This is a genomic window from Streptantibioticus cattleyicolor NRRL 8057 = DSM 46488 (assembly GCF_000240165.1).
Taxonomy (GTDB): domain Bacteria; phylum Actinomycetota; class Actinomycetes; order Streptomycetales; family Streptomycetaceae; genus Streptantibioticus; species Streptantibioticus cattleyicolor.
Map to the genome: position 1 here is coordinate 1112495 of NC_017585.1, position 25213 is coordinate 1137707.

At 75.8% G+C, this 25213-nt stretch carries 18 protein-coding genes; 6 read left to right on the forward strand and 12 right to left on the reverse strand.

Going from position 1 to position 25213, the window contains the following annotated elements; genetic code table 11:
• Positions 1 to 81 precede the first annotated feature (81 nt).
• Both SCATT_RS32645 and gntD read right to left on the reverse strand, forming a co-directional pair.
• The gene (locus tag SCATT_RS32645; RefSeq protein WP_014151079.1) at positions 82 to 1374 is read right to left on the reverse strand and encodes an MFS transporter; all 1293 of its coding nucleotides are present in this window, start codon (positions 1372 to 1374) and stop codon (positions 82 to 84) included.
• Complete coding sequence (gene gntD / locus SCATT_RS32650; protein ID WP_014151078.1) at positions 1371 to 2456, reverse strand: guanitoxin biosynthesis L-enduracididine beta-hydroxylase GntD; 1086 nt, start codon at positions 2454 to 2456, stop codon at positions 1371 to 1373. The genes SCATT_RS32645 and gntD overlap by 4 nt, the downstream gene beginning before the upstream one ends.
• 155 nt (positions 2457 to 2611) lie before the next feature.
• Here gntD and SCATT_RS32655 point away from each other — a divergent pair, with 155 nt between their 5' ends.
• Both SCATT_RS32655 and SCATT_RS32660 read left to right on the forward strand, forming a co-directional pair.
• A complete protein-coding gene (locus SCATT_RS32655; RefSeq protein WP_014151077.1) occupies positions 2612 to 3310 on the forward strand; it encodes a hypothetical protein in 699 nt (232 codons plus the stop codon).
• Positions 3307 to 3666 carry an ACT domain-containing protein gene (locus SCATT_RS32660; RefSeq protein WP_014151076.1) on the forward strand — a complete coding sequence of 120 codons (360 nt, stop codon included), beginning with the start codon at positions 3307 to 3309 and terminating at the stop codon, positions 3664 to 3666. Before SCATT_RS32655 ends, SCATT_RS32660 begins: the two co-directional genes overlap by 4 nt.
• 7 nt (positions 3667 to 3673) lie before the next feature.
• Here SCATT_RS32660 and SCATT_RS32665 read toward each other — a convergent pair whose 3' ends face one another.
• Genes SCATT_RS32665 through SCATT_RS32690 form a run of 6 tightly spaced genes read right to left on the reverse strand, consistent with a single transcriptional unit; the run spans position 3674 to position 17063 of the window.
• On the reverse strand, positions 3674 to 4396 hold the full coding sequence (locus tag SCATT_RS32665; protein ID WP_014151075.1) for a thioesterase II family protein: 723 nt from the start codon (positions 4394 to 4396) through the stop codon (positions 3674 to 3676).
• A 30-nt stretch (positions 4397 to 4426) separates the two neighbouring features.
• Entirely contained in the window at positions 4427 to 5707 is a 1281-nt protein-coding gene (locus SCATT_RS32670) for a cytochrome P450 (protein WP_014151074.1), read from the reverse strand.
• A complete protein-coding gene (locus tag SCATT_RS32675; protein WP_014151073.1) occupies positions 5704 to 8049 on the reverse strand; it encodes a non-ribosomal peptide synthetase in 2346 nt (781 codons plus the stop codon). The genes SCATT_RS32670 and SCATT_RS32675 overlap by 4 nt, the downstream gene beginning before the upstream one ends.
• Positions 8046 to 9488 (reverse strand): condensation domain-containing protein, encoded by a 1443-nt coding sequence (locus SCATT_RS32680; protein WP_014151072.1) that lies wholly within the window; start codon positions 9486 to 9488, stop codon positions 8046 to 8048. Before SCATT_RS32680 ends, SCATT_RS32675 begins: the two co-directional genes overlap by 4 nt.
• Positions 9478 to 12675, reverse strand: a complete 3198-nt coding sequence (locus SCATT_RS32685; RefSeq protein ID WP_014151071.1) for a non-ribosomal peptide synthetase — start codon at positions 12673 to 12675, stop codon at positions 9478 to 9480. Before SCATT_RS32685 ends, SCATT_RS32680 begins: the two co-directional genes overlap by 11 nt.
• Positions 12672 to 17063, reverse strand: a complete 4392-nt coding sequence (locus SCATT_RS32690) for a condensation domain-containing protein (protein ID WP_014151070.1) — start codon at positions 17061 to 17063, stop codon at positions 12672 to 12674. Before SCATT_RS32690 ends, SCATT_RS32685 begins: the two co-directional genes overlap by 4 nt.
• 323 nt (positions 17064 to 17386) lie before the next feature.
• On the opposite strand from SCATT_RS32690, the gene SCATT_RS32695 reads away from it, so the two are divergent.
• Positions 17387 to 18775 carry a glycoside hydrolase family 16 protein gene (locus tag SCATT_RS32695; protein WP_014626989.1) on the forward strand — a complete coding sequence of 463 codons (1389 nt, stop codon included), beginning with the start codon at positions 17387 to 17389 and terminating at the stop codon, positions 18773 to 18775.
• Between the two features lie 84 nt (positions 18776 to 18859).
• Here the strand turns inward: SCATT_RS32695 and SCATT_RS32700 are convergent, their stop codons facing one another.
• Positions 18860 to 19528: a hypothetical protein gene (locus SCATT_RS32700; protein ID WP_014151068.1), complete on the reverse strand. Its 669-nt coding sequence runs from the start codon at positions 19526 to 19528 to the stop codon at positions 18860 to 18862.
• A gap of 275 nt (positions 19529 to 19803) precedes the next feature.
• Between SCATT_RS32700 and SCATT_RS32705 the strand changes: the two genes are divergently transcribed.
• Positions 19804 to 20064, forward strand: a complete 261-nt coding sequence (locus SCATT_RS32705; RefSeq protein WP_157894781.1) for a hypothetical protein — start codon at positions 19804 to 19806, stop codon at positions 20062 to 20064.
• A gap of 14 nt (positions 20065 to 20078) precedes the next feature.
• On the opposite strand, the gene SCATT_RS32710 is transcribed toward SCATT_RS32705, so the two are convergent.
• From SCATT_RS32710 to SCATT_RS32720, 3 genes are all read right to left on the reverse strand, one after another.
• Positions 20079 to 20348, reverse strand: a complete 270-nt coding sequence (locus tag SCATT_RS32710) for a GlsB/YeaQ/YmgE family stress response membrane protein (RefSeq protein WP_014151065.1) — start codon at positions 20346 to 20348, stop codon at positions 20079 to 20081.
• A gap of 102 nt (positions 20349 to 20450) precedes the next feature.
• Positions 20451 to 22049: a fatty acyl-CoA synthetase gene (locus SCATT_RS32715; RefSeq protein WP_014151064.1), complete on the reverse strand. Its 1599-nt coding sequence runs from the start codon at positions 22047 to 22049 to the stop codon at positions 20451 to 20453.
• 61 nt (positions 22050 to 22110) lie between these two features.
• The gene (locus tag SCATT_RS32720) at positions 22111 to 22410 is read right to left on the reverse strand and encodes a hypothetical protein (RefSeq protein ID WP_014626991.1); all 300 of its coding nucleotides are present in this window, start codon (positions 22408 to 22410) and stop codon (positions 22111 to 22113) included.
• A gap of 265 nt (positions 22411 to 22675) precedes the next feature.
• On the opposite strand from SCATT_RS32720, the gene SCATT_RS32725 reads away from it, so the two are divergent.
• Together SCATT_RS32725 and SCATT_RS32730 are read left to right on the forward strand one after the other, a co-directional pair.
• Positions 22676 to 23422, forward strand: coding sequence for a (2Fe-2S)-binding protein (locus SCATT_RS32725; protein WP_014151062.1), 747 nt, complete (start codon positions 22676 to 22678; stop codon positions 23420 to 23422).
• A gap of 186 nt (positions 23423 to 23608) precedes the next feature.
• Positions 23609 to 25213, forward strand: coding sequence for an FAD-dependent monooxygenase (locus tag SCATT_RS32730; RefSeq protein WP_014151061.1), 1605 nt, complete (start codon positions 23609 to 23611; stop codon positions 25211 to 25213).

Consider the following 25213-nt stretch of genomic DNA (forward strand, 5'->3'; position numbering starts at 1 on the left):
TCCGAGTGGGATCAGACACGGTCGAACAACGAGCCGCGCTACCGCACGGGCCCGATACTACGAGGGGTGACCCGGTCGTGACTACGGTTCGGCAGGCTCGCCGGACGTCATCGCCAAGTCGGCGCGCCGGGCCAGGGCGGCGGCGACGTCCCGCTCGGTCAGCCGTAGCACCCCCCACACCCAGCCCACCGCGAGCAGAGCGCCGCCGACCAGGAACGGGGTGCGCAGCCCCAGCCGTTCCGCCAGCGCCCCGCCGGCCAGCGCGCCCAGCGGCGCCATGCCCAACGCCACGAAACGGTAGGCGGAGTTGACCCGGCCCATCAGCTCCGGCGGCACCAGCAACTGCCGCAGCGAGACCCCGACGACGTTGGTCACCCCGACCGAGGCGCCCACCCCGGTGAAGGCCAGCGCGGCGAGGAGCGGACCGGTGGCCGTGGCGGTGACGAAGAACGCGGCCGGGGCCAGCGCCATCGCCCCGTGCAGGGTCCGGGCCCGGCCCAGCACGGCGCTCGCGGCGGGCGCCAGCAGCGTGCCGGCCAGCCCGCCGACCGCGATCACCGCCAGCAGCACCGCGTACTCGCCCCGCCCCACGTGCAGCACCTCGAAGGCGTAGAGCACCGCGATGGCCACCACCGAGGTCACCGCGAAGCTGGAGACCCCGGTCAGCAGGCACAGCGTCCGCAGCACCCGGTGGCGCAGCAGCCAGCGCAGCCCGTCGGCGGCGTCGGCGAGCACCGTGCCCCGCACCCTGGCCTCCGGCGGCGCGGGAACCACCGGGGAACGGGCCCGGACCAACCCGAGCACCAGCACCGCGGCACCGGCGAACGAGGCCGCGTCCACCACGAACGGCAGCCCGGCCGGCAGCGCGAACAACGCCACCCCCACCGGCGGCCCCAGCACCTCCACGAAGAGCAACTCGGTCGCCTGCGTGCGGCTGTTGGCCCGTTCCAGCAACCGGGGCGGCACCAGTGACTGCACCACCCCCAGCAGCGCGTTGTCGCGCAGCGTCTGCGCCGAGGCCAGCAGGAAGTTGAAGGCGATCAGCAGGGCGACGGTGGCCCCGCCGGTGGCCACCACGGCGGCGAAGGCACCGGCCAGCACGGCCCGCGCCAGATCGGTGGACCACAGCACGCGGCGCCGCTCCCAGCGGTCGGCGAGCACCCCGGTGACCGGGCTGACCACCAGCCACGGCACGGTGCCCGCCACGGTGACCGCGGCCACCAGCTGCGGCTGCCGGGTGAGCGCCGCCGCCAGCAACGGCAACGCGCCCTGCCGGATGCCGTCCCCCGCGGCGGAGACCGCGGAGGCGCCCCACAGCCCGCGGAAGGCGGCGCCCAGCCGGGGTCCGCCGTCTTCGGAGGATGCCCGCCTCACACCACCGCCCGGCCCGCGTCCCCGACCCGCCGGCCCTCCGACGAGCGCAGGTCGGCGGTGATGTTGATGCGCCGCAGCCACCGGTCGGTGCCGTCGTAGCGGGCGGTGAAGGGCCGACGCCCGTGCACCGCGCGCTTGTTGTCGATCAGGAAGAGGTCGCCGGTGTCCAGCACCACGTCGAGCAGCCGGCGGTCGACCGCGTCGATCACCGCGGCCAGGGTGCGTTCGGCCGGCGGGTCGTCCAGGTCGCGGCGCATGAACGCCGGGTCCAGCCGGACGAACGGGGCGCGCGGGTCGCCGCTGAGGATCGGGATGCGCCGAGGCCGCTCGGCCATCGCGGCGATGCGCTCGAACGCCTGGTGGAAGCGGTCGTCGCTCTCGATGCCGTTGGTGGCCGAGTTGAACTGGGCGGTGTGCGACTCGTCGGGGAGGATGACGAACCGCTCCTCGAACAGCAGCGCCCGGTCCCGCGCGGTCAGGTCGAGGTCGTGCACCGGGGCGAAGAGCGTCGGCACCCGGTCCTGGTTGCGCACGCACAGCAGCGCGATCCAGTCGGCGCGGTGCTCGTGGAAGGCGTCCTCGTTGTGCCATTCGAGCAACTGCGTGGAGCTGGAGCCGAGTTGGGAGTCCTCGTGGCCGCGCACCGGGAAGACGTCGAGCACCAGCCGGCCGCGCTGCTGGGTGGCGAACGAGAACGGGTCGCCGAGCAGCGACCCGATCAGCAGCAGCACCACCTCGGCGCGCAGCACCTCGGTGCCCCGCGGTTCGGCGGTGTAGTCGGTCGGGGTGGGGCCGGCCGCCTCCGGGTCCACCGGGAGCCCGGCGATCACCAGACCGCCGTAGGGGCGCCCGGTGATGCGGAACTCGGTGAGCACCGTGCGCAGCCGGACCGGGAGCTGGTGGGCGAGGACGGCGAGCCGGGGCAGCCGTCGGCTCGGCGGGACGTGCGGCTCCTCGGCGAGCGCCGCGTCGGCCACGTCGAGCACCGCGGTGCGCTCGGCCGCCGTGAGCCGCAGCCGGGGGGCGTCACCGGGTGCCCGGCAGACGCCGTGGGGTCCGTCGCTGACAGCGCTGTGCGACACGCCGTTACCTCCTCCGGGGTGACCGGGCCCGCGGGCGCGACCGGCCGCACGGCTCCACGCCGAGCCTGGCGCACCCCACCGGCACCGGGTAGTCGGGAGGACCACCGACACCGCGGGCGCACCCGCACCGCGCCGCCGGAGCCCACAATGGCCCCATGCCCGACCCCGTGTCGTACCGGATCGTGGTGCCGGGGCGGTTCAACGGACCGCCCGACGCGGCCAACGGCGGTTACGCCTGCGGGCTGCTGGCCGCCCGCTGCGGCGTCGCACGGCCGGCGGTGACCCTGCACGCCCCGGTGCCCCTCGACCGGCCGGTGGAGCTGCGCCCCGCCGGGCCGCGGTGGCACGCCTGGGCCGACGGTGAAGTGGTGGCCACGGTGGCACCGTCCGGACTGACCCCGCAGGGGCCGCCGTTCGTGCCCCCCGAGGTGGCCGCCCGGGCGCAGGACGGCTTCCCGGGACGCTCCGGCCACCCCTTCCCGGGGTGTTTCGCGTGCGGCCCGGACCACCCCGACGGTCTGCGGCTCTCGCCCGGTCCGGTGCCGGGGCGGGCGGGCACCGTCGCCTGCCTGTGGACCCCGGGCGGTTCCGGCGAGGCCGACGTGCCGGTGGTGTGGAGCGTGCTGGACTGCCCCGGCGGCTGGAGCTGCGACCTGGTGGACCGGCCGAGGGTGCTGGCCCGGATGACCGCCGTCGTCACCACGCCGCCGGAACCCGGGCGCGGTTGTGTGGTCGTCGGCCGGCTCGACGCGCTGCACGCGCCGCTGGCCACCGTCTCCACCGCGCTGTACGGCACCGACGGCACGCTGCTGGCCGCCGCCACGGCCGGCTGGCTGCCCCCGGGCGCGCCGTGACCGCCGCCGCGCCGCAACGGCTGCGGGTGCTCCCCGGCGGCTGGACGGTACGCCACCTGCCGTCGGGCACACCCGTGCCCGACGAGGCGTGGCTGGCCGTGGTGCGCGCCCCGGAGGGGCTGACCGTGGTGGCCCCGGGCGGCCCGGACGGGTGGCGCGCGCTGTACGCCGGGGAGAGCGCGCACGGCGTGGACGCGCCGGGGATGCTGGCGGCGCTGACCGGCCCGCTGGCGGCGGCCGGGGTGCCGGTGTTCGTGGTCTCCACCTACCACGCCGACCTGGTGCTGGTGCCCGGCGACCGGCTGGCCGTGGCGTGCGCCGCGCTGCGGGCCGCCGGACACACCGTCCGTACCTGATGTCGTCTCAGGTGACCTTCATGTCCTCCACGAAGGCCGCCAGCAACTCCTCGGGGGCGTCCAGGAATCCGTAGTGCGGGCCGTCCAGGAGGCGCTTGGTGACCTCGCCGCACTCCGCCCAGCCGTCCATCAGCCGGTGGTCCACCTCGTGGTCCTCGGTCCACCCCAACGTGGTCACCGGGCACGGCAGCCGGCGCGGACGGGGCGGCCGGTAGCGCTTGTTGGCCTCCACGTCGGCCCGCAGCACCGTCAGGCTCAGCTCGATCAGATCCGGCCGCGGCGAACCGCCGAGCCGCACCACCAGGTCGCGCAGCTCCACCGCCAGCTCCTCGTCGCTCATCCGCAGGAACCGCCCGTGCGGCCCCTGGTGCGGTGCCACCTGCGAGGAGACGAAGAGCCGCACCGGCACCGGATGGCCCCGCTCGGCCAGCCGCAACGCCGTCTCGTACCCCGGCAGCGCCGAGGCACAGTGGCCGAAGAAGGCGAACGGCCGGTCCAGGTAGGGCAGCAGCGCCTCGGCCAGATCGTCGGCCATCGCCTCGTACGTCGGGTACGGCTCCTCCCGGAACCGGTTCTCCCGGCCCGGCGGCTGGACGGCGCACACCTCCACCCCGCCCACCCGGCGCGGCCAGCGCCGGTACATCGAGGCACCGCAGCCGGAGTAGGGGAGGCAGAACAACCGCGCCGCCGCCTCCGCGGACGGCTCGTGCAACAGCCACTTGGTGGTCAACGCGACAGCTCCTCGGAACGTCGGATGGGGTCAGGACGCGGCGGCCACGGCGAACACCCGCTCCTGCCCGGCCCGCACCCGGGCGGTGACCGGCAGGTGTTTGATCCCGGCCACGAAGTTGGAACACAGATGCTCCGCGGGGCCGGCCTGCTCGAACCCCTCGAACCGGCCGATCAGTTCCTCGAACAGCACCCGCAGACTGACCCGGGCCACGGTGTGCCCCACGCAGTAGTGCGGGCCGGCGCCGAACGCGATGTGCCGGTTGGGGCGGCGCCGGATGTCGAAGCGGAACGGGTCGGCGAAGGCCCGTTCGTCCCGGTTGGCCGACCCCAGCCACACCACCACCGCGTCCCCGGCCGGGATCTCCACCCCGTGCACGGTGACGTCCTTGACGGCGTAGCGCATGAAGTGGTTGGCCGGCGAGGACCAGCGCAGAGCCTCCTCGACCCCGGACTGCACCAGTTCGGGGTGGCCCAGCCAGTCCGCGGCGAGCGCCGGGTCGGCCACCATGCGTTCCATCGCCGCGCTGGGCACGTACGGGGTGGTGACGTTGGCGCCGAGCAGCAGGCTGTAGCAGTTGGAGAGCACCTCGCCGGCGCCGAGCGGCCGGCCGTCGATCTCCATGGTGAGCAGGGTGCTCAGCAGGTCGTCGCCGAGGTCGCGGCGGCGTTCGCCGACCACGTCCTGGAAGTAGGCGAACAGCCCCCGGTGGGCCGCCTCCAGGGTCGCCCGGGGGCCGCCGTCGGTCATGTACTCCGGGTCGTCCGGCGCGATCGACATCAGGGTCAGCCGGGTCAGCTCGGCCCAGTCCCGTTGCGGCAGCCCCATGATGGTGCCGGTGACCGCCATCGGCAGCGCGGTCATCTCCCCGGCGAAGTCGTACGGTTCACCGGTGACCGCCGGGGCGAGGATGCGCCGTACCTCGTGGCGGATGCGTTCCCGGTAGCGTTCGACCGCCTTGTTGGTGAGCGAGCGTTGCAGCGGTTCGCGCATCCGGGTGTGCTTGGGCGGGTCGGTGGCCGCCATCTGCCGTCCGCCCGCCGGGTCGTCGGTGCCCAGCAGGTTGAGCAGGGTGCCGCGTTGCGAGGTGAAGCAGGTGTGGTCGCGCATCACGAAGTCACCGTCGTCGTAGCAGGTGACCGACCAGAACCCCAGCCGTTCGCCCACCGGGTGCCAGCGCACCGGGTCGTGCCGCCGCATCGCGTGCCACACGCTGTGCGGATCGCCGTCGCTGTAGAGGAAGGGGTCGACCAGGTCCACGCCGCCGATGTCCTCGGGGCGCACGTGCGCGGGGCGGTCGGGGAGCATCATGACGAGGCGTGGCCTTTCGTGGAAGCGGACGGGAGGGGAGCGGCGGACGGCGGCGCCGGGGGCCCGGCGTCCAGCTCCGCGGCGAGTTCGGCGATCACCGGCCGCAGGTAGAGCGTGCGGGCCGGCACCTCCACCCCGAACTCGGTGTGCAGCCGGTTGAGGAGTTCCGCGGCGATCAGCGAATGGCCGCCCAGCTCGAAGAAGTCGTCCTCCACCCCGACCGGTTCGACCCCCAGCAGCGTCCCCCACAACTCGGCGAGCCACCGCTCGGAGCGGGTACACGGCGGTACGTAACCGGTGGCCAGCGCCCGCGGTGAGCGCCGCGCGGCGGGCAGCGCGGCCCGGTCCACCTTGCCGTTGGCGGTCAGCGGCAACTCCGGGACGACCAGCACCGCCCACGGCACGAGGTAGGGGGCGAGGGTGGCGCGCAGCCGCTCGCGCAGCACCACCGGGAGCCGGTCGCGCTCGGCCGGGTCGCAGCCCGGGGCGGTGACGTAGGCGAGCAGCCGCCGCCCGCCGGCGCCGTCCGGCTGGGCCACCACCACCGCCTGGCCCACCTCGGGGCGGGCGGTGAGCGCGGCCTCCACCTCGCCGGGCTCCACCCGGTAGCCGCGCACCTTGACCTGGCGGTCGGCCCGGCCGTGGAAGGCCAGGGTGCCGTCCGGCCGCCAGCCGGCCAGGTCCCCGGTGCGGTACATCCGCGCGCCGGGCCCGGCCGGGGACGGGTCGGGCACGAACACCTCGGCGGTGCGCCCCGGCATGCCCAGGTAGCCCCGGGCCAGCCCGTCGCCGGCGGCCCACAGCTCACCGGGTACGCCCACCGGCACCGGGCGCAGGGCGGCGTCGAGCACGGCGACCCGGGTGCCGCGGATCGGGCGGCCGATCGGCAGCGGCCCGTCGGCCGGTGGCCGCCGGGTGGTCCAGCAGCAGGTGAACGTGGTGTTCTCGGTGGGCCCGTAGCCGTTGGTGAACACCAGGTGCGGGTGGGCCGCCAGCAGCCGCGCCACCGCGTCGGGGGAGACCACGTCACCACCGGCCAGGACGTGGCGCACCCCGGCGAAGGCGTCGAGGTGGGAGGTGGTCATCCGGTCGAAGAGGCCGGCGGTGAGCCACACCACGGTGACCTGCTCGGCCCGCAGCACCTCGGCGAGCCGGCCGGCGTCCACCGGGCCGGGCGGCAGCACGGCCAGCCGGGCACCGTTGCCCAGCGCGCCCCAGATCTCCCAGGTCGAGGCGTCGAAGGCGGCCGGGGACAGGTGCAGGAAGACGTCCTCGGGGCCGATGCACGCCCAGTCGGGGCCGTCGACCAGCCGGGCGACGGCACGGTGCGGTACGCACACACCCTTGGGCTCACCGGTGGAACCGGAGGTGTAGCTGACGTAGGCGAGCCCGTCCGGCCCGGCGTGCGGCGCGGGGACCGGGTCCGGGGCCGGGGCGTCGGGGTCGTGCAGCGGCAGTACGAGGGGGCCGGGCGGCACCGCGCCGGCCAGGTCGTCCTGCGCGAGCACCACCCGTACCCCGGCGCCGGCCAGCAGCCGGGCCAGCCGTTCCCGCGGGGCGTCGGGTTCCAGCGCCAGGTATCCGGCGCCGGCGGTGAGCACCCCGAGGAGCGCCACGACGAGCCGGGTGGAGCGTTCGGCCAGCACCGCCACCACGTCGTCCGGGCCGGTGCCGGCCGCCCGCAGCCGGGCCGCCACCTCGCCCGCGTCCCGTACCAGCGCGGCGTAGCTCAGCTCGTCCCCGGCGCAGCCGACGGCGATCGCGTCCGGGGTGGCGCGGGCACGGGCGGCGACCAGGTCCTCGATCCGGCGCGCGGGGCCGGCCGGGGCGCCGGTGCCCCAGGCGGTGACCTGGGCGCGGTCCTCGTCGGTGGCCAACTCCAGGGCGGCGACGGGGCGTCGGGGGTGACGCAGGCCGTCGGCGAGCGCGGTGGCGAGCTGTCCGGCCAGGCGTGCCGCCTCCGCGGGCGGCAGCAGCGCCGGGTCGTGGTGGAGCAGCGCGGCCGGGGTGCCCCGGACGGTGGTCGGAGCCAGGCCGAGCGCCGCCCCGGGGCCGAGGTCCGGCGTCCCGAACCAGGCGTCCGGCGCCTCGTCGGCCTCCTCGGCGGGACGCTCGCCGCACGTACCGGTGAGCGCCTGCCGGGCCCACTCGGTGAGCGTGGCGAAACCGGTGCCGGGGCCGAACCGGGCGCGCAGCTCGCCGCCCGCGCACCCCACCCGGACCGTCTCGCGCAGGGTGCGGCGGTGCAGCACGGCGGCGAGGGCGGCCAGCACCGCCTCCGGCGCCGCGTCGGGCAGGCCGAAGGCGTGGACGCCGTCGACGGCCGGGGCGGGGATGGTCACACGGGCTCCTTCACGGTGCCAAGGACCGGCTGCCCGGGGTGGGTCACCAACTGCTCCAGGAGGCCGGTGTATTCGGTGAGCAGGGCCTGCGCGCGCCCGGGGGAGAAGACCTGGGTGCGGAAGGAGAGCACGCAGTAGCCGGGTCGGCCGCGGATCACCCGCAGGGTCAGATCGCGCAGCGCCGGCGGGCGGGGCGCCAGCACCGGTTCGATCCGGGGCCCGGCCGCGGCGGGCGGGACGGCGATCTCGTCCTCCAGGATGAACAGCGTCTGCCCGTAGGAACGGTGGGCCTCCTCCGGCGGGAGCCCCAGCGGTTCGCCGAGGTCCTGGTAGGGCCACTCGTGGTGCTCGAAGTCGGCCACCACCCCGGCCGTCACCCGGCGCAGCGCCTCGGTGAACGACGGATCACCGGACAGGTCGCCGCGCAGCAGCAGGAGGTTGGCGAAGGCCCCCACCAACTGCTCGGTGCCCGGGGTGGTCCGGCCGCCGACCGCGGTGAGCACCGCCAGGTCCCGGTGGCCGGTGCGGCGGGCCAGCAAGACCTGATACGCCGCCAGACACACCAGGAACGCGGTGCTGTTCTCCCGGTCGGCCAGCCGGTCGACCTCGGCGAGCAGGCCGTCGGGGAGGTCGGCGAGGAACGTCCGCCCGGCGCAGTCACGCCGGGCCGGCGGCGGCAGGTCGGCGGGGAGCGGCAGCGGGGGCAGCCCGGCCAGCCGCCGCCGCCAGTACCCCAGCAGCCGCTCGCGCCGCTCGTCGGTGCGCCGCCGCAGCCACACCGCCGCGTCCGCCGTCCTCGGGCCGCCCGCCGGCGGCGGGACCGGCGGACCGCCCAGCGCCTCGGCCGCGTACAGCCCGACCAGGTCGTCCAGGAGCACCGACAGCGTCACCGCGTCGCTGACCACGTGGTGCGGGACGAGCACCAGGATGTGGTCCTCCGCCGACACCCGCAGCAGCCGGGCACGGACCGGCAGCCGGCCGCCGAGGTCGTCGAAGGGGACGTCCAGCTCGCGCTGGACCGCCTCCACCGCGTCGTCCGCCGCCACCTCGGTGACCGGCACCTCCAACCGCGCCTCGGCGAGCACGTACTGCCACAACTGCCCGTCCTCTTCCCGGAACAGGGTGCGCAGCCCCTCGTGCCGGTCGACCAGCGCGGCGACCGAACGGCACACCGCGTCCTCGTCCAGCGGGCCGAGCAGCCGCATCACCACCGGCGTGGTGTACGTCGCCCCGCCCGGCTCCATGTGGTGCAGGAACCACAGCATGCCCTGGCCGGGCCCGGTCGGCAGCCGGGTGACCGGCGGGGTGCGGGGCAGTACGGGGACCGGGCCGCCCGGCCGCCGCGGCAGGTCGCGCAGCAGCTCCTCCTCCAGTTCGGCCCGTGCCCGCAGCTCCGCGTCGTCCGCCGGCTTTGGCCGTCCGCCGCCCTCACGCGTCATCCCCGCCCCCGTCCCGTCGCCGTACCAGCTCGCGGAAGACGTGCTCGGCCAGCACCGCCACCGTGGGCTCGGCGCCGAACAGCAGCCGCATCGGCAGCTCCACGCCGAACCGTGCCTCCACCTCGCCGCTGAGCCGCAGCACCGCCAGCGAATGGCCGCCCAGGTCGAAGAAGTCGTCGTGCACCCCGACCTCGTCGACGCCGAGCACCCCGGCGACGATGGCGGCCAGTTCGCGCTCGACCGGGGTGCGCGGCGCGGTGCGGTCGGCGGAGCGCACCGGGTCCGGATCCGGCAGCGCGGCGTAGTCCGTTTTGCCGTTGCCGGTCAGCGGCAGCCGGGGGAGCACCACGACCCGGGCGGGCACCAGATGCTCCGGCAGCCGGGACCGCAGCAGCGCGAGGAGTTCGTCCCCGGCCGGCGCCGTACCCGGCCTGGGTTCGGCGTACGCCAGCAGCCGCGTCGTGCCGGAGGCGTCCGGCCGCGCCGTCACCGCCGCCGCGCCCACCCCGGGGTGGTCCAGCAGCACCGCTTCCACCTCGCCCGGCTCCACCCGGAAGCCGCGCACCTTGACCTGGCGGTCGGTACGGCCCAGGAACCGCAGGGCGCCGTCCCGCAGCCGCACCACCAGGTCGCCGGTGCGGTACAGCCGCGACCCGGGCGGCCCGAACGGGTCGGGCACGTACCGTTCGGCGGTGAGCGCGGGGCGCCCCCGGTAGCCCCGGCCGACCGCGGGGCCGCCGATGTACAGCTCCCCGGCCACCCCGTCCGGCACCGGCTCCATCACCTCGTCCAGGACGTACAGTTCGCTGTTGACCAGCCGCCGTCCGATGGGCACCGAGGGCGCCTGGGCCGCGGCGGTGTCGTCCGGGGCGACCACGTGCGCGGTGTTGGTGCAACTGGTCTCGGACAGGCCGTAGACGTGGATCAGCCGGCCGGGCCAGTCGTGCCAGGGCCGCAGCCGGGCCGGGGGCGGCGCGGCCTCGCTGCCGAAGACCACGGTGCGCAAGGAGGCCGGGACCGCCGCCCGGTCGGCCGCGCCCCACGACAGCAGCCGGGCCGGGGTGGTGGACAGCGCGGTGGCCCCGGTGCGTTCCACCAGCGTCCACAACTCCCGGGCGGCCAGCGGCGCCTCGCCCTCCGGCAACGCCACCGAGCCGCCCGCCGCCAGCACCGGGAAGACCTCCTCGGCCAGCACGTCGAAGCCGAGCGGCGCCAGTTGCAGATAGCGGTCCTCGGCGGTCAGCCCGAAGGCGTCCGCGGCGGCCGACGCCAGCGACGCCGCCCCGCCGTGGGTGACCATCACCCCCTTGGGGGCGCCGGTGGAGCCGGAGGTGTACACCAGGTAGGCGAGGCGGTCGGGGTCCACGTCCGCCACCGCGAGCGGCGGGCCGTCCGGCGGCGACGGCTCGTCGGCGCGGACCACGGTGACCCCGGGCGCGTCGAGGGGCGGCGCGCCGTCCGCGACGACGTGCCGGGTGCCGCTGTCGTCGAGCAGGAAGGCGATCCGCTCGGCCGGCTGCGCGGGGTCCAGCGGAACGCAGCAGCCGCCCGCCTTGAGCACCGCCAGCAGCCACACCACCAGGTCGGCCGAGCGTTCCAACAGCAGCGCCACCGGGGTCTCCGGGCCCACCCCGGCCGCGCGCAGCCGTCGCGCCGCGAGCCCGGCCGCCCGGTCCAACTCCCCGTGGCTCAGCCGCCGTTCACCGCAGACCACGGCGGTGGCGTCGGGGCACCGCGCGGCCCGGGCGGCGATCAGCGCGTGCAGGGATCCGGGGACGCGACCGGGCGGCCGGGGCGTGTTCCACCCGTCGACCAGCCGCGACCGCTCGGCCGGCGTCAGCAGCGGCAGCCGCGCCACCGGCCGCTCCGGGGCGTCCAGCGCGGCCCCCAGCAGCGTGGTGAAGTGGCCCGCCAGCGCCGTGACGCGCTCGGCGTCGAAGAGTTCGGTGCTGTACTCGAAGGCGCCGCGATGGCCGCCCGCCCACGGCTCGATCTCCAGCAGCAGCTCGTACTTGGCCCGCCGCGCGGCGATCGTCAGCGGCTCGAAGACCAGGTCGCCGGCGCTCCACGGCTCCTGCGGGATGTTCTGGAACGAGAACATCGTCTGCGCCAGCGGGGAGCCGAGGGTGTTGGTGCGCGGTGGCCGGAGCAGTTCGACGACCTTCTCGAAGGGCGCGTCCTGGTGCGCGTAGGCGCCCAGGCAGTGCTCGCGCACCTGGTCCAGCACCTCGGCGAAGCAGGCGCCCCCGGCCACCCGGGTACGGATCACCACGGTGTTGACGAACAGGCCGATCAGCCCGGCGAGTTCGGGGCGGCCCCGGCCGGCCACCGGGGTGGCCACCGCGATGTCGTCACCGCCGCAGATCCGGGCCAGCAGCACCTGGTACGCGGCGAGCAGCACCATGAACGGGGTGGCCTGGTGGCGTGCCGCCAGCGCCCCGACCCGGTCCATCAGGCCGTCCGGCAGGTCGAAGAAGTACACCGCGCCGGCCGAGGAGGGCCGTGCCGGACGCGGCCGGTCGGTCGGCAGCGCGAGCGGGGCCACCCCCGCGAGCCGTTCCCGCCAGTAGTCCGCCGCCTCCTCCAGCGCCGTGCCCTCCAGCGTCTCGCGCTGCCAGACCGCGTAGTCGGCGTACTGGAGCGCGGGCGGCGGCAACCGCGGCTCGCGCCCGGCCGCGTACGCCTCCAGGCAGGCCGCCAGCTCCTGGAAGAGCACCCCGGACGACCAGCCGTCGGTGACGATGTGGTGCATCACCACCACCGCCACGTGGTGGTCGGCGGCCAGCCGCAGCAGCCGCATCCGCAGCAGCGGACCGCGCGCCAGGTCGAACGGCGTGTCCGCCTCGGCCTCGATCAGCCCCGGCACCTGGTCCTCGGTCACCTCGGTCACCGGCACCACCGGACGCGCCCCGGGCGCGATCACCTGCATCGGGACCTCGGGACCTGCCTCGAACACGGTGCGCAGCGACTCGTGCCGCCGCACCACCTCGCCCAGCGCCCGCTCCAGCGCCCCGGCGTCCAGCGCGCCGCGCACCCGCACCGCCGCCGCCACGTTGTAGGTGGGCGTGCCCGGCTCCAACTGGTCGAGGAACCACAGGCTCTGCTGCGCGAAGGAGGTCTCGACCAGCAACTCGCCCTCGGCGGCGGCCGGTTCCGGCTCGGGGGGCCGGATCAACGCGTCGGTCATGTACGTGTCCTCCGCCGGTAGCGGTCTCGGTCGATGCGCGGGATCGGGGCCCGCGCGGACGCGGGGGAGGGGCCCGCCGCCGTGGCGCCGTTCGCGCGTTCGGCGTCGATGTACCGGGCGACGGCGGCCACCGTCGGCGACTCGAAGAGCCGGGCCAGCGGGAGGTCGGCGTCGAGCACGTCCCGCAGCCGGTCGGCGATCTCGGCGGCGAGCAGCGAGTGGCCGCCGAGGGCGAAGAAGTCCTCGTCCACCCCGACCCGGTCGATGCCCAGCGCGTCCGCCCACACCCGGGCCACCGCCCGCTCGGTCTCGGTACGCGGCGCCACCGGGCCGTCGCCGGTGCGCCCGGCGTCCGTGCCGGGCAGCGGCAGCAGCTCCGGTGCCACGGTGCCGTCCGGGCCCAGCGGCCAGCGGCCCACCGCGATCAGCTCGACGCGGTCCGCCGCCTCCGGCAGCCGCTCCCGCAACCGGGCCCGCAGCCGTGGCAGCAGCGCCTCGGCCCGGGCCGGTGCCGCCGGGTCGTTGACCAGGGGCCCGGTGGGCGGCGCGTCGACGGTGAGCCGCAGCGCCTCGGGCGGGCCGCCACGCCGGCGGTCCTCGCCGGTGCGGCGGCGCAACGCGTAGTCCAGCACCCCGGGCCGCGCGGTGGCCACCGCGTCGGTGTCGTAACCCGCCTCGGCGGCGAGGACGGCCAGCGCCTCGGGGTCGGCCCCGGGCACCCCGGGCGGCGCGTCGGCGGTCAGCTCGGCGACGGTGCCCGGGGCGTCCGGCGGCCATCCGGACAGCCGCCGCCACAGTGCGGCATCGGCGGCCACCCTGGCGTCCGGCACGTCACGCAGCACCAGCCGCTCCGGGCGCGCGGCGAGCCGCCGCCCCACCGCCGCCAGGTCCAGCCCCTCGGCGCCCCAGTCCGCCTCCGGCCACGGTTGACCGTCCGGCGGCCCGTCGCCCACCCGCAGCAGCACGTCGTACCGGTACGCCGTCAACTCCCGGGCCGCCCCCGCGGTACGCGCCCACGCCGTCACCGCGGCCACCCCGGGCAGCCGGCCGGCCAACGCGGCGAACAGCCGTGGATCGGCGGCCAGTTCACGCCGTTCGTCCACCCGGGCCGCGACCCCCGCGGCCAGCGCCGCCACCGTCGTCCCCGGCGGCGCCTGCGCGAGCGCGCCCGCCGTCTCCCGTACCGGCAGCAGCGCCAGGTGGGCGACGTCGGTCAGCAGCACGTGGCCGCCGGGCCGCACCGCCCGCACGGCTGCCGCGAGGACGCGTTCGAGGTAGCCGGGGCCGGGGAAGTACCCGGCGAGCACGGGCAGGACGACGACGTCGAAGGCGCCCTGCGGCAGCCCGGAGAAGTCATGGGGCGCGCGCTGGAGCAGCCGCACCCGGTCGGCGTGGCCGGCCAGCCGGTCGCGGTCCTCGCGGATGTGGCCGAGGCTGCGCGCGGACGGGTCGGTGGCCCAGTACTCGGCGCAGCGCGGCGCCACCCGGAACAGCAGCGCGCCGGTACGGCAGCCGACCTCCAGCACCCGCCGCGGGGCGAACCCCAGCACCCGCGCCGCCGTCGCCTCCAGCCAGGCCCGCATCTCGCCCGCCGCCACCGGCTCCGCGCCCCGGCCGGGGGACCACCCGGCCAGCCCCAGCATCGGGTCCTCCTCCGGGGCCCGCCCGGCGAACGCGGCGGCGAACGCCGCCTCCTGCTCCTCGGCGCCGCCTGGCGGCACGGCACGCGGTGCCACGTACGCCCGGCAGCCGCCGTCGCCGTCGGCGGTCACCTCCGCCCGCGCCACCTCCGCCCGCTCCAGCAACACCGCCCGCACCCGCCCCGCCGTCGCGTCGGAGTCGGCGGGACCGAGCAGCCGCAACTCCCCGCCAGGCGTCAGCACCGCCCGCTCCCCGGTACGCCACAGCCGCCGCCCGGGCCGGAACGGATCGGCCACGCCGGTCCCGTCCCCGGCCAGGTGGAGCAGCCCGGGCACGCCGAAGGGCACCGGCATCCCGTGGTCGTCCAGGAGTTGCCAGCGGGTCCGCGAACGGACGCGGTGGGCGGGGGTCGGCGAGGTCGGCTCGGCCGGGGAGGGGACGCGTTCCACCAGGAGTTCCCCGGCGGCGCCGGCCGGTCGGCGTACCACGTACAACTCGGCGGCGGGCAGCGTGCGGTGGCAGCGTTCGATCAGCCGCGGCCACAACTCCTCGCCGGAGCAGACCACATGGCGGACCCGGTCGGCCCACCGGTCGTCGTCGGGGGCGTCGGTCAGCGTGGCCAGCAGTGACGGCGTGGTGTGGAGCACGCCGGCGCCGGAGGCGGCCACCAGTTCCCGGGTCCGCCGCGCCCATTCCGGCGAGCCGGGGGGCGCCGTCCGCTCCGGCAGCACCACCGTGCGTCCGGCGGCCACCGGCCACAGCAGGAAGGGCCGGGCCGACTCCAGCAGCGCCGGGCCGACGACCGCGACGGCGCCGCCGGACGGATCGTCCAGCGTCCGCGCCAGCCAGCGCGCCACCGCGTCCCGCACCTTCGGCGGTCGCGCGCCGGGCACACCGTCGTCCGGCCGCACCAGGCGGGTGTCCGGCGGCAGCAGGACCCCCGGGTCGCCCGGCCGGTCGCCGACCGCGATCCGGGCGCCGCACCGCCGTGCGACGGACCGGATCTCCTCGTCGGGGCGGCCCGGGTCCACCGCGACGGCCACCGCCCCGCAGTCGTCCACCGCGAGCAGCGTGGCCACCGCCGACGGCGACGTCCGCTGGAGCACCAGCACCGGGTCGCCGGGTGCCACCCCGAGCGCGCGCAGCCGCGCGGCGAGCGCGCCCGCGCGCTCCCGCAACCCCCGGTGGCTCCACCGGACGCCGTCCGCCAGCACCGCGGGGGCGTCGTCGGCCGGCTCCGGGGCGGCGGGCTCCCGTGCCCCGGGGCGGTCGGCGGTGCCCCGGGAGAGCGCGTCGAGCGCGGCCCGTTCCCTCGGCCCGACCGCGGGCAGCCGGCGCACCGGGGTGTCGGGGGCGGCCACCGCCGCGTCGAGCACGGCCCCGAGGGCGTCGGTGATCCGGTCCACGTCGGCCTTGTCGAACAGGTCCACCGCGTACCACACCAGGCCGTCGATCCCGCCGTCCGGCGCCGGGGAGAGCTCCAGCTCCAGGTCGAACCGGGCCTTGCCGGTGCCGACGCCGACCAGTTCGATGCCGACGCCGGGCAGGTCGAGCGAGGGCCGGGGCATGTTGTGCAGCCCCAGCATGTGGCGGATCAGCGGGGTCCGGCCGCTGGCGTCGCGCTCCGGGTTGACCTCCTCGACGATCTTCTCGAACGGCACCTCCTGGTGGGCGTACCCGCCCAGGCAGACCTCGCGGGCCTGCCGCAGCACCTCGCGGAAGGCCGGATCACCCGAGACGTCCATGCGCAGCGGCAGGGTGTTGACGAAGCAGCCGACGATGCCCTCGGTCTCCGAACGCCCCCGGTTGGCCACCGGCGCCCCGATCACCAGGTCGTCCTGGCCGCTGCGCCGGGCGAGCACCAGCGCGTACGCGGCCAGCAGCACCATGTACGGGGTGGCGCGCTCGGCGTCGGCCAGCGCCGAGATCCGGCGCATCGTCTCCGGTGGGATCCGGAACGAGGAGGAGCCGCCGTCCCAACCGCGCGCGGCGGTCGGCGGACGCGCCGACGGCAGCTGCAACAGCCGTGCCCCGGTGAGCCGTTCACGCCAGTAGGCGAGCTGCCGCTCCAGCGTCTCCCCGGTGAGCCATTCGCGCTGCCAGTCCGCGTAGTCGGCGTACTGCACGGGGAGTTCGGGCAGGCGTGGCTCCCGGCCGCGCACGGCGGCCTCGTAGAGCGTGCCGACCTCGCGCAGCAGGATGTTGAGCGACCAGCCGTCGGTGGCGATGTGGTGCTGGACGAGGAGGAGCAGGTGCTCGTGGTCGGCCAGGCGCAGCAGTACCGGGCGCAGCATGGGCCCGTTCTCCAGGTCGAACGGGCGGGCCACCTCCTCCTCGCACCGCCGCGTGACGGCGGCGTCCCGCTCGGCGGGCGGCAGGCCCCGCAGGTCGTGCACCGGGACGGCGAGCGGACGCGGCGGCTCCACCCGCTGCACCGGGCGCCCCTGATGGAGGTGGAAGGTGGTGCGCAGCGCCTCGTGGCGGCGGACCACCTCGTCCAGGCAGTGCCGCAGCACGCCCTCGTCCAGCGGCCCGCGCATCCGGGCGGCCCCGGCCACGTTGTAGACCGCCGAGGTCGGCGCCAGCCGGTGGAAGAACCAGATCCGCTGCTGCGCGAAGGACAACGGCAGGGCGGAACGGTCGCGTGGCGAGCGGGGGATGCCCGGCACCCGGGGGGCGACCCCGCGTTGGTCGAGCAGGCGGGCGAGCAACCGCTGCCGCTCCGCGGTCGGTGTGGCGTTCGGCATGCTCTGGCAGCACCTCCGCGACGTCGGGCGGGCTCGGCCCACGGCCCCTCGCGGCCCCGGTGCCCGACCGCGCGGCATGGCCTCGTCCCGCACGACCAGTCTGCCGATGGCGTCCGGCGCCGGTAGTCGGGAGACTCCCGGACTGGTCCGGGGACCGGCGGTTCCGCATCGCGCCGCCAACTCGCCCTCGCGCACGGCCCCGTGTTCACAAGTCAAAGGAATCACAGCATGGGGGGCGTGTTGACGCGTAAGGTCTTGACGTTGTCATGCTCGCGGCGCATTGTTCCTGCGGTCCCACTCCACCAGTGACCGGAGGAACCCCCATGCCTCCCGCAACCACGCCTTTCCCGCCACCCCGGACCGTCCGGCGCCGGGTGCGGCGGGGTGCCGTGCTCGGCGCCCTGGCCGCCGCCGCGGCACTCGTCGGTTCGTGTTTCGCCGCTCCCGGCGCCGCCCGCGCCTCCGTCCCGCCGCCGCCCTCCGGGTGGACGCAGGTGTGGTCGGACGACTTCGACGGCCCGGCCGGCACCCCGCCCTCGGGCGCCAACTGGAAGTACGACCTCGGCACCGGCTTCGGCACCGGCGAGATCGAGACGATGACCAACAGCACCGCCAACGTCGCCCTCGACGGCAACGGCGACCTGCGGATCACCGCGCTGCGCGACGCAGGCGGCAACTGGACCTCGGGCCGCATCGAATCGCTGCGGGACGACTTCCAGCCCCCGGCCGGCGGCAAACTGCGCATCGAGAGCCGCATCCAGATGCCCGGCCTCACCGGCGCCGCGGCGGCCGGCTACTGGCCCGCGTTCTGGACACTCGGCCAGCCGCTGCGCACCGGCGGCACCTGGCCGAGCGTCGGCGAGTTCGACATCCTGGAGGACGTCAACGGGCAGAACCTGGCGTACGGCACCCTGCACTGCGGGGTCGACCCCGGCGGCCCCTGCAACGAGAGCTCCGGCCTCGGCGGCCGTACCGCCTGCCCCGGCAGCCCCTGCCCCGGCAACTGGCACACCTACGCGCTGGAATGGGACCGCAGCGTCTCACCCGAGCAACTGCGCTGGTACGTCGACGGCCAGCAGTACTGGTCGGTCAACTCCTCCCAGGTCGACGCCACCACCTGGGCCAACGCCACCAACCACGGGGTCTTCGTCATCTACGACCTGGCGATGGGCGGCGGCTTCCCCAACGGCGTGGCCGGCACCACCACCCCGACCGGCGCCACCCAGTCCGGCGGCTCCATGCTGATCGACTACGTCTCCGTGCTCAGCAGCGGCGGCGGCTTCACCCCGCCGCCGAGCGGCCAGAGCGCCTACGGCACCATCCAGGCCGAGTCCTACTCCGCCCAGTCCGGCACGCAGACCGAGAACTGCTCGGACTCCGGCGGCGGCCAGGACGTCGGCTGGATCGCCAACGGAGACTGGCTGGAGTACAACGGCCTGGACTTCGGCTCCAGCGGCGCCACCCAGTTCAGAGCGCGGGTGGCCTCCGGGGCCGCGGCCGGGGTCAGCGGACTGGTGCAGGTGCGCCTGGACAGCCCGACGGCCACCCCGGTCGGTGACTTCGCGGTCGCCAACACCGGCGGCTGGCAGAGCTGGACGACGGTCCCGGCCAACATCTCCCGGGTCACCGGGGTCCACGACGTCTATCTGACGTTCGCCAGCGGCCAGCCCGCCGACTTCGTCAACGTCAACTGGTTCACCTTCGGTTCCTGAACCCGGCCGGCGGCGTCGGTGACGACACCGGCGTCCGCCGTCCGGCAGGCCGTGTCCCGCGCCCGGCGCGGGGCACGGCCGTCCTCACGCGGCGAGGGCGGCCAGCGGCGAGCGGCGGTCGCGCTCGACGGAACGCAGCGCCGTCCAGTCGATCTCCGGATGGGTGGCCGGCAGCGCGTCGATGTCGGCGGTGCGGAACAACGGCAGGTCGGCCACCCCGCGTCCGGCGCCGAACCGCACGGCCCGCCACTCCACGGGGTGCACCCAGCCCAGCCGGACCATGTGGTCGAAGTCGGTGCGGCGCACCCCGATCCGGTCGGACGCCTGGGCCGGGGTGAGCGGCGACTCCTCGGCCACCAGGCGGGCCAGATCGGGGCGGGCGCACACGGCGTCCACCTGGTCGGGGTTGAGCAGCTCGGCGGCGGAGGCCACGGCGAGGTCGGTGAGCAGCCGGCGCTCGATGAGCCGGCGGACCACGAAGGCGGTGACGGCGCCCTTGTCGCCGCCCCGGTCGCGCAGGTCCAGGGCGGCGGCGACGCGGTCGGCGGCGGCCTCGGCGGAGATCGCCTCGCGGGGCATGGCCGCCTTCACCGCCTCGGCGTCCATCGCCTCGACCGCCTCCGGCGACCACTGCCAGGAGGACGCGTCCGGAGCCGGGACGACACCGGTGTGCCAGGCCCACCGGAACGCGGCGGCCGGCACACACAGCTGTCCGGCGACCTCGTCGGCATCGTATCCGGAGCGTCGTGCCATCGCGGATCTTCCTTCCTCGGTCGGCCGGGGGCGAGCGAACAGACGGTGACAGAACACGTGAAAGGCTGTCAACAAGCGACCCCGGCGGCGGGCGGCCGGTACGGGCCGGAAAACCACCCCTTCCACCCCTGTGTCCGAGGCGGATACCGGTTTCAGCGCGCCAGTGCGGTTACCCGTACCGTATGGGAGAGCCTTGCTCGCAGTTGCCGCAGCCCTGGATCGGTGGCCGGTCCCGGCACGCGGTGGAACATGCGTACGAAGAGTTGACCGATCAGGTGACGCGGACGGACGCCCGCACCCCGTACGCCGACGGCGCACTCGCCGCCTACCGGTGGGCGCTGGGGGCCGGCGGCAGCGGTCCGATCACCGGCACCCCGGGCGCGGCCCCGCCGGACGTGGAACGGCTCACCGCCGAGGTGGACGCCTCCGTGGTGCAGACCGAGGACCGCACCCAGTCGGCGGCCGGCCACGCCTTCGCCGAGGGCGTGCACGACGTGCTGACCTGGGTCTGCGGGCTGCGGGACGGGGCGCCCTGAGGCCGGGCACCGGGTCACGGCTGCCGGTTCCTGCCCAGCGTGAGCCGGTACAGCAGCAGCACGATGACCGAGCCGACGATCGCGGCGATCCAGGTCGACAGATGGAAGAACCCGTTGATCGAGTGGACCCCGAAGATCACCTTGCCGAGCCACCCGCCGAGCAGCCCTCCGGCGATGCCGATCAACATGGTGACCAGGCAGCCGCCCGGGTCCTTCCCTGGCATGAGAGCTTTGGCGATGAGGCCGGCCAGCAGGCCGAGCACCGCCCAGGCAATGATTCCCACGGCAGTCCTCCGATCGTCGGGGTACGTTCCGACCACCGGTTGCCCCGTGTCGGACGGGGGAAACGCACGCCGTACGGGTGATCGCCGAAGGCAGCCGCCGGATCAGCCGGAACCGGCCAGCGACGCGTACTCCTCGCGCAGCCGCCGCTTGAGGATCTTGCCGCTGGGGTTCTTCGGCAGCGTGCCGGTGACCACCACGTACTTGGGGACCTTGAACCCGGCCAGGTGCGCGCGGCAGTGGGCGATCAGCTCCTCGGGGGTGGGCCGCACGCCGTCGCGGGGGACCACCGCGGCGGTCACCGCCTCGACCCAGTAGGGGTGGGCGATCCCGAAGACCGCGGCCTCGGCCACCCCGGGGTGGCGGTGCAGCACCTCCTCGACCTCGCGGCCGGAGACGTTCTCGCCGCCGGTCTTGATCATGTCCTTCTTGCGGTCCACCACGTACAAGAACCCCTCGTCGTCGAGGAAGCCCAGGTCACCGCTGTGGAACCAGCCGCCCCGGAACGCCTCGGCGGTGCGCCGCGGATCGTTCCAGTAGCCGAGCATCGCCTGCGGAGAGCGGTGGACGATCTCCCCGGTCACCCCGGGCGCCACCGGCCGCCCCGCGTCGTCCACCACCCGCGTCTCGACGTTGAGCACCGGCCGCCCGGCCGAACCGGGACGCGCCGCGTGCTCCCCGGGGCGCAGCACGGTGGCCACCGGGGACATCTCCGTCTGGCCGTAGAAGTTGGTCAGCCCCATCTCCGGCAGCCGCCGCCGCAGCTCCGCCAGCACCTCACGCGGCATCGCGCTCGCCCCGTAGTACCCCTTGCGCAGCGACGACAGGTCGTGGCGGTCGAACTCGGGGCTGCGCAGCAACGCCACCCACACCGTCGGCGGGCAGAACAGCTTGGTGGCCCGCTCCCGCTCCACCGCGCGCAGGATCGCCACCGGGTCGGGACCGGGCAGCACGACGCTGGTGGCGCCGAGGTAGACGTCCGGGGTGAGGAAGCCGTGCAACTGGGCGCAGTGGTACAGGGGGAGCGCGTGCACCTCGATGTCGTCACCGGTCATGGCGCCGCCCTCGATCGCGCTCACGTAGTTGGCGATCAGCGACCGGCTGGAGAGGACCGCGCCCTTGGGCCGCGACTCGGTGCCGGAGGTGTACATCAGCTGCACCGGTTCGTCCTCGCCGAGCAGCACCCCCGGAACGCCGGTGTGCTGGTGGGCCTCCCACGCCGCGACGTCCTCCCAGCCGTCCGGGGCCGCCCCGGCCGGCCCGCCGATCCGGCCGCGCAGCCGCACCCGCCCCGGTGCCAGGGCGGCGAGCGCGGCGGTCGCCGGGGCGAGCAGGGCGTCCTGCGCGACCAGCCCGGTCGCGCCGCTGTGGTCGAGCACGTAGGCCAACTCCTCGGCGCCGAGCATGAAGTTGACCGGCACCGAGATCGCGCCCAGCCGGGCCAGCGCGAAGTAGACCACCACGAACTCGCGGCAGTTGCGGGAGAAGAGCGCGACCCGGTCGCCCTTGGCCACCCCGCGCGCGGCGAGCGCCCCTGCGGTGCGGCCGACCGCCGCGTCCAGCTCGGCGAAGGTCTCCCGGCGCTCCCCCCACACCAGCGCGGTCTTCGCCGGCAGCCTCGCCGCGGTTCGCCGCAGCAGATCCGCGATGGTCTGCCCACGGGTCGCGCCCACGGCCGCCCCCGCGTCCGGTTCGTCGCCCACACCGGCCTCCCTCCAGATGCGCCGCCGCACCGCACGCGACGCCGGGGGCGGCCCTCCTGGGTCAGATGCCGTCGACCGCCGCCACCGAGAACGGTACCGGGGTCCCCGGGCCCATCGGGCCGCCCTTGTCGAACTGGGAGCGTACGACGAGCAGACGGCCGTGGACGCGGACGGCGGTGGTGGGGATCTGGAGCGCCGGGTTGGTGACGCTCCGCTCCAGCCGGGCCGAGGCGCCGTCCGGCGAGACGTGCCAGCGGCTGGCGGTGTCGGTCACGTTCCGAACGACCCACAGCGTCCGGCCGCGCATCTCCAGCCCGTCGCCGTGGCGCATGTCGCCGCCGCGCAGGGCGACTTGGCGCACCGCGCCCGACGCGGTGTCGATCCGGAACAGGGTGGAGGAACGCGCCGCCCTCGTCGGCCTCCTGAACCGCTGCGCCGCCTTCCTCGACTCCGTCCGTCCCTAGGGCCGCGTCAGTCAGGGTTCGCCCCGTCGCGGCGCCTCGCGGCGTTGCCGGACCGACCGAGGGGCAGGGGGAACGCGGCCGATCCGGCGCCTTGCGACGCACCGCACCGGACGCCGCTCCTCACCGGGCGAACCCCGGCTGGCGCGGCCCTAAACTCCCCCCATGACCGAGTCGACGGCGGACAGGGCACGGCGGGTCGCGGCGCTGGGGCCGTTCTTCGCTTTCGAGGCGCACGACGTGGGGGCGGCGGCCATGGGGCCCTGGCGACCGCTGGACCAACTGGTGCGGGAACCGGGGGCGTTGGCGGAGCGGGTGGCCTCGGTGCGGGGCCGGCTCGCGGCGGGCAACGGGCGGCGGCCGGAGGAGGTCGCGGCGCGGGTCGCGGCCTCGGTGACCCATCTCGGCGTCGTCGCCCGCCTGGTGTCGCCGTTGCTGGCAGTGGCCGCGGCGTACGGGTTGCCGTCGGCCCCCGGTCTGGCCGAGATGTGGTGGCGGCCCGGGTCCGGCGGGGCGTTCCCGCTGTCGCTGCCGTTCGGCGCGCCGGCGGACGAGGGGCGGCCGGGGCGCGGGTTGTCCGAGCCGGTGGCGGCCGGGCTGGTCGACGGGGCGCTCGGCCAACTCGTCGGTGTCTTCGCCGAGTTGTCGGTCTCCCGGCGCGTGCTGTGGGGGAACGTCGCCTCCGCGGTCAACGGCGCTGTGGCCGCCGCGGCCTACTCGGCGCCCGGCGCGGCGGGGCCGATACGCCAGGCCGCCGATGTCCTGCTGGCGCAGCCGGCTCTGCGGGCCGCTCACGTCCGCACGGGCGCCGCCGGGGCGTTCCGGCGCCGCAGCTGCTGCCTGATCTACCGCGCGGCGCCGGGCGGGACGGGCGCGGTCTGCGGTGACTGCGTGCTGGCGTCGCGCCGCTGACGCCGCCGCACCGCCGAGGCCGTCGCGCTGTCGCGTCGTGCCACTGTATCGCGTTTCCCTGATACCGCGCCCAAACCCGCTCCGACCAGCGGCACTTGACGTCACGCTAACGCGATATAACGTGTTGCTCGACGGCGGTCGACCGCTGCCGTCATACGGATGCGTGACCATGGGGAGGGGATCGGTATGTCCGAAACACGGGTTCCGGTGCTGGTGGTGGGCGCCGGGTACGCGGGGTTGAGCGCGGCGGCCGGGCTGGCCTGGCGCGGGGTGCCGACGCTGCTGGTGGAACGGCGCGCGTCGACGTCCGTGCAGCCCAAGGCGTTCGGGCTGATGCCCAGGACGATGGAGATGCTGCGTCCGCTGCCGGGCGTGGCGGACGCGCTGATGGCGCAGTCGCGCTTCGACTTCATGGCCGAGGCCAGGATCGTCGTCGGCCGTTCCCTCACCGACCCCGACCCCAAGGTGGTGCTCGGCGGCCCCGGACGCGACATGACGCCCTACCGCAACCTCAGCCCGGCCGGCTTCGCCGCGGTCAGCCAGGCCGTCGGCGAACGCGTCCTGCGCGAGGCCGCCGAACGCCTCGGCGCCGAACTGCGCTTCTCCACCGCCCTGCGCCACCTGCGGGTGGACCCCGACGGGGTGACCGCCGAGCTGTCCGACGGCACCACGGTGCGCGCCGACCACCTCGTCGCGGCCGACGGCCACCGCAGCCCGGTCCGCGAGGCCCTCGGCATCCCCGTCCACGGCAAGGGCGTCCTCGGCCACACCCACGTCATCGTCTTCGCCGCCGACCTCGACGGGATCGTCGACCGCACCTCCTTCCTGCTGCACTACCTCCAGAACGAGGTCTTCGACGGCGCCTTCATCGTCATCGACCAGGGACACTACGGACTCGCCGTCAACTACGACCCCGGGCGCGGCCAGTCCGCCGCCGACTTCACCGACGAACGCTGCGCCGAACTGGCCCGCGTCGCCACCGGCGTACCCGACCTGGCGATCGAGGTCGTCGACCACGCCGACTTCACCATGGCGCACCAGGTGGCCGCGCGCTTCACCGACCCGCACCGCAGGGTGCTGCTGGCCGGCGACGCGGCGCACACCATGCCGCCCACCGGCGGCCAGGGCGGCAACCTCGCCGTGCAGGACGGCGCCGACGCGGCCTGGCGGCTCGCCCTGGCCGTCGGCGGCGCCACCGGCCCGGAGTTCCTGGACACCTACGACGCCGAACGACGCCCCGTCGGCGAACTCGTCGCCGGCCAGCAACTCGCCAACTACGCCGAGCGGATGGCCCCGCACCTGCGCGGCGGCGACGACCTCCCCGACCTCGTCGACCCCATGGCCGCGGCCTTCGGGGCCGGTGTGGTGGACGGCGCGGTGGAACTGGAGGACCCGCTGCGCCCCAGCGCCCGCGTCGGTTTCCGGGCACCCAACGCCACCATCCGCCACGACGGCCGCGAGATCTCCGTGATCGACCTCTTCGGGGCCGGCTTCACCCTCCTCACCGGGGCGGACGGCCACGCCTGGCGCACCGCCGCCGGAGCCGTCGGCGCCCGGCTCGGCGTCCCCGTACGCGCCCACCTGGCCGACTCCGCCGAGTGCGCCGACCGCTACCGGCTGACCGGCCGCGGCGCGGTGCTGGTGCGCCCGGACGGGATCATCGCCTGGCGGCACGACGACACCGCCCACGACGACGCCACGCGCGACGCCGACCGCCCCGCCGGCCGTCCGCTCGACGAGGAACGGCTGCTCGCCGACGCCTTCGCCGGCGTTCTGCGGCTGCCCCGGTGA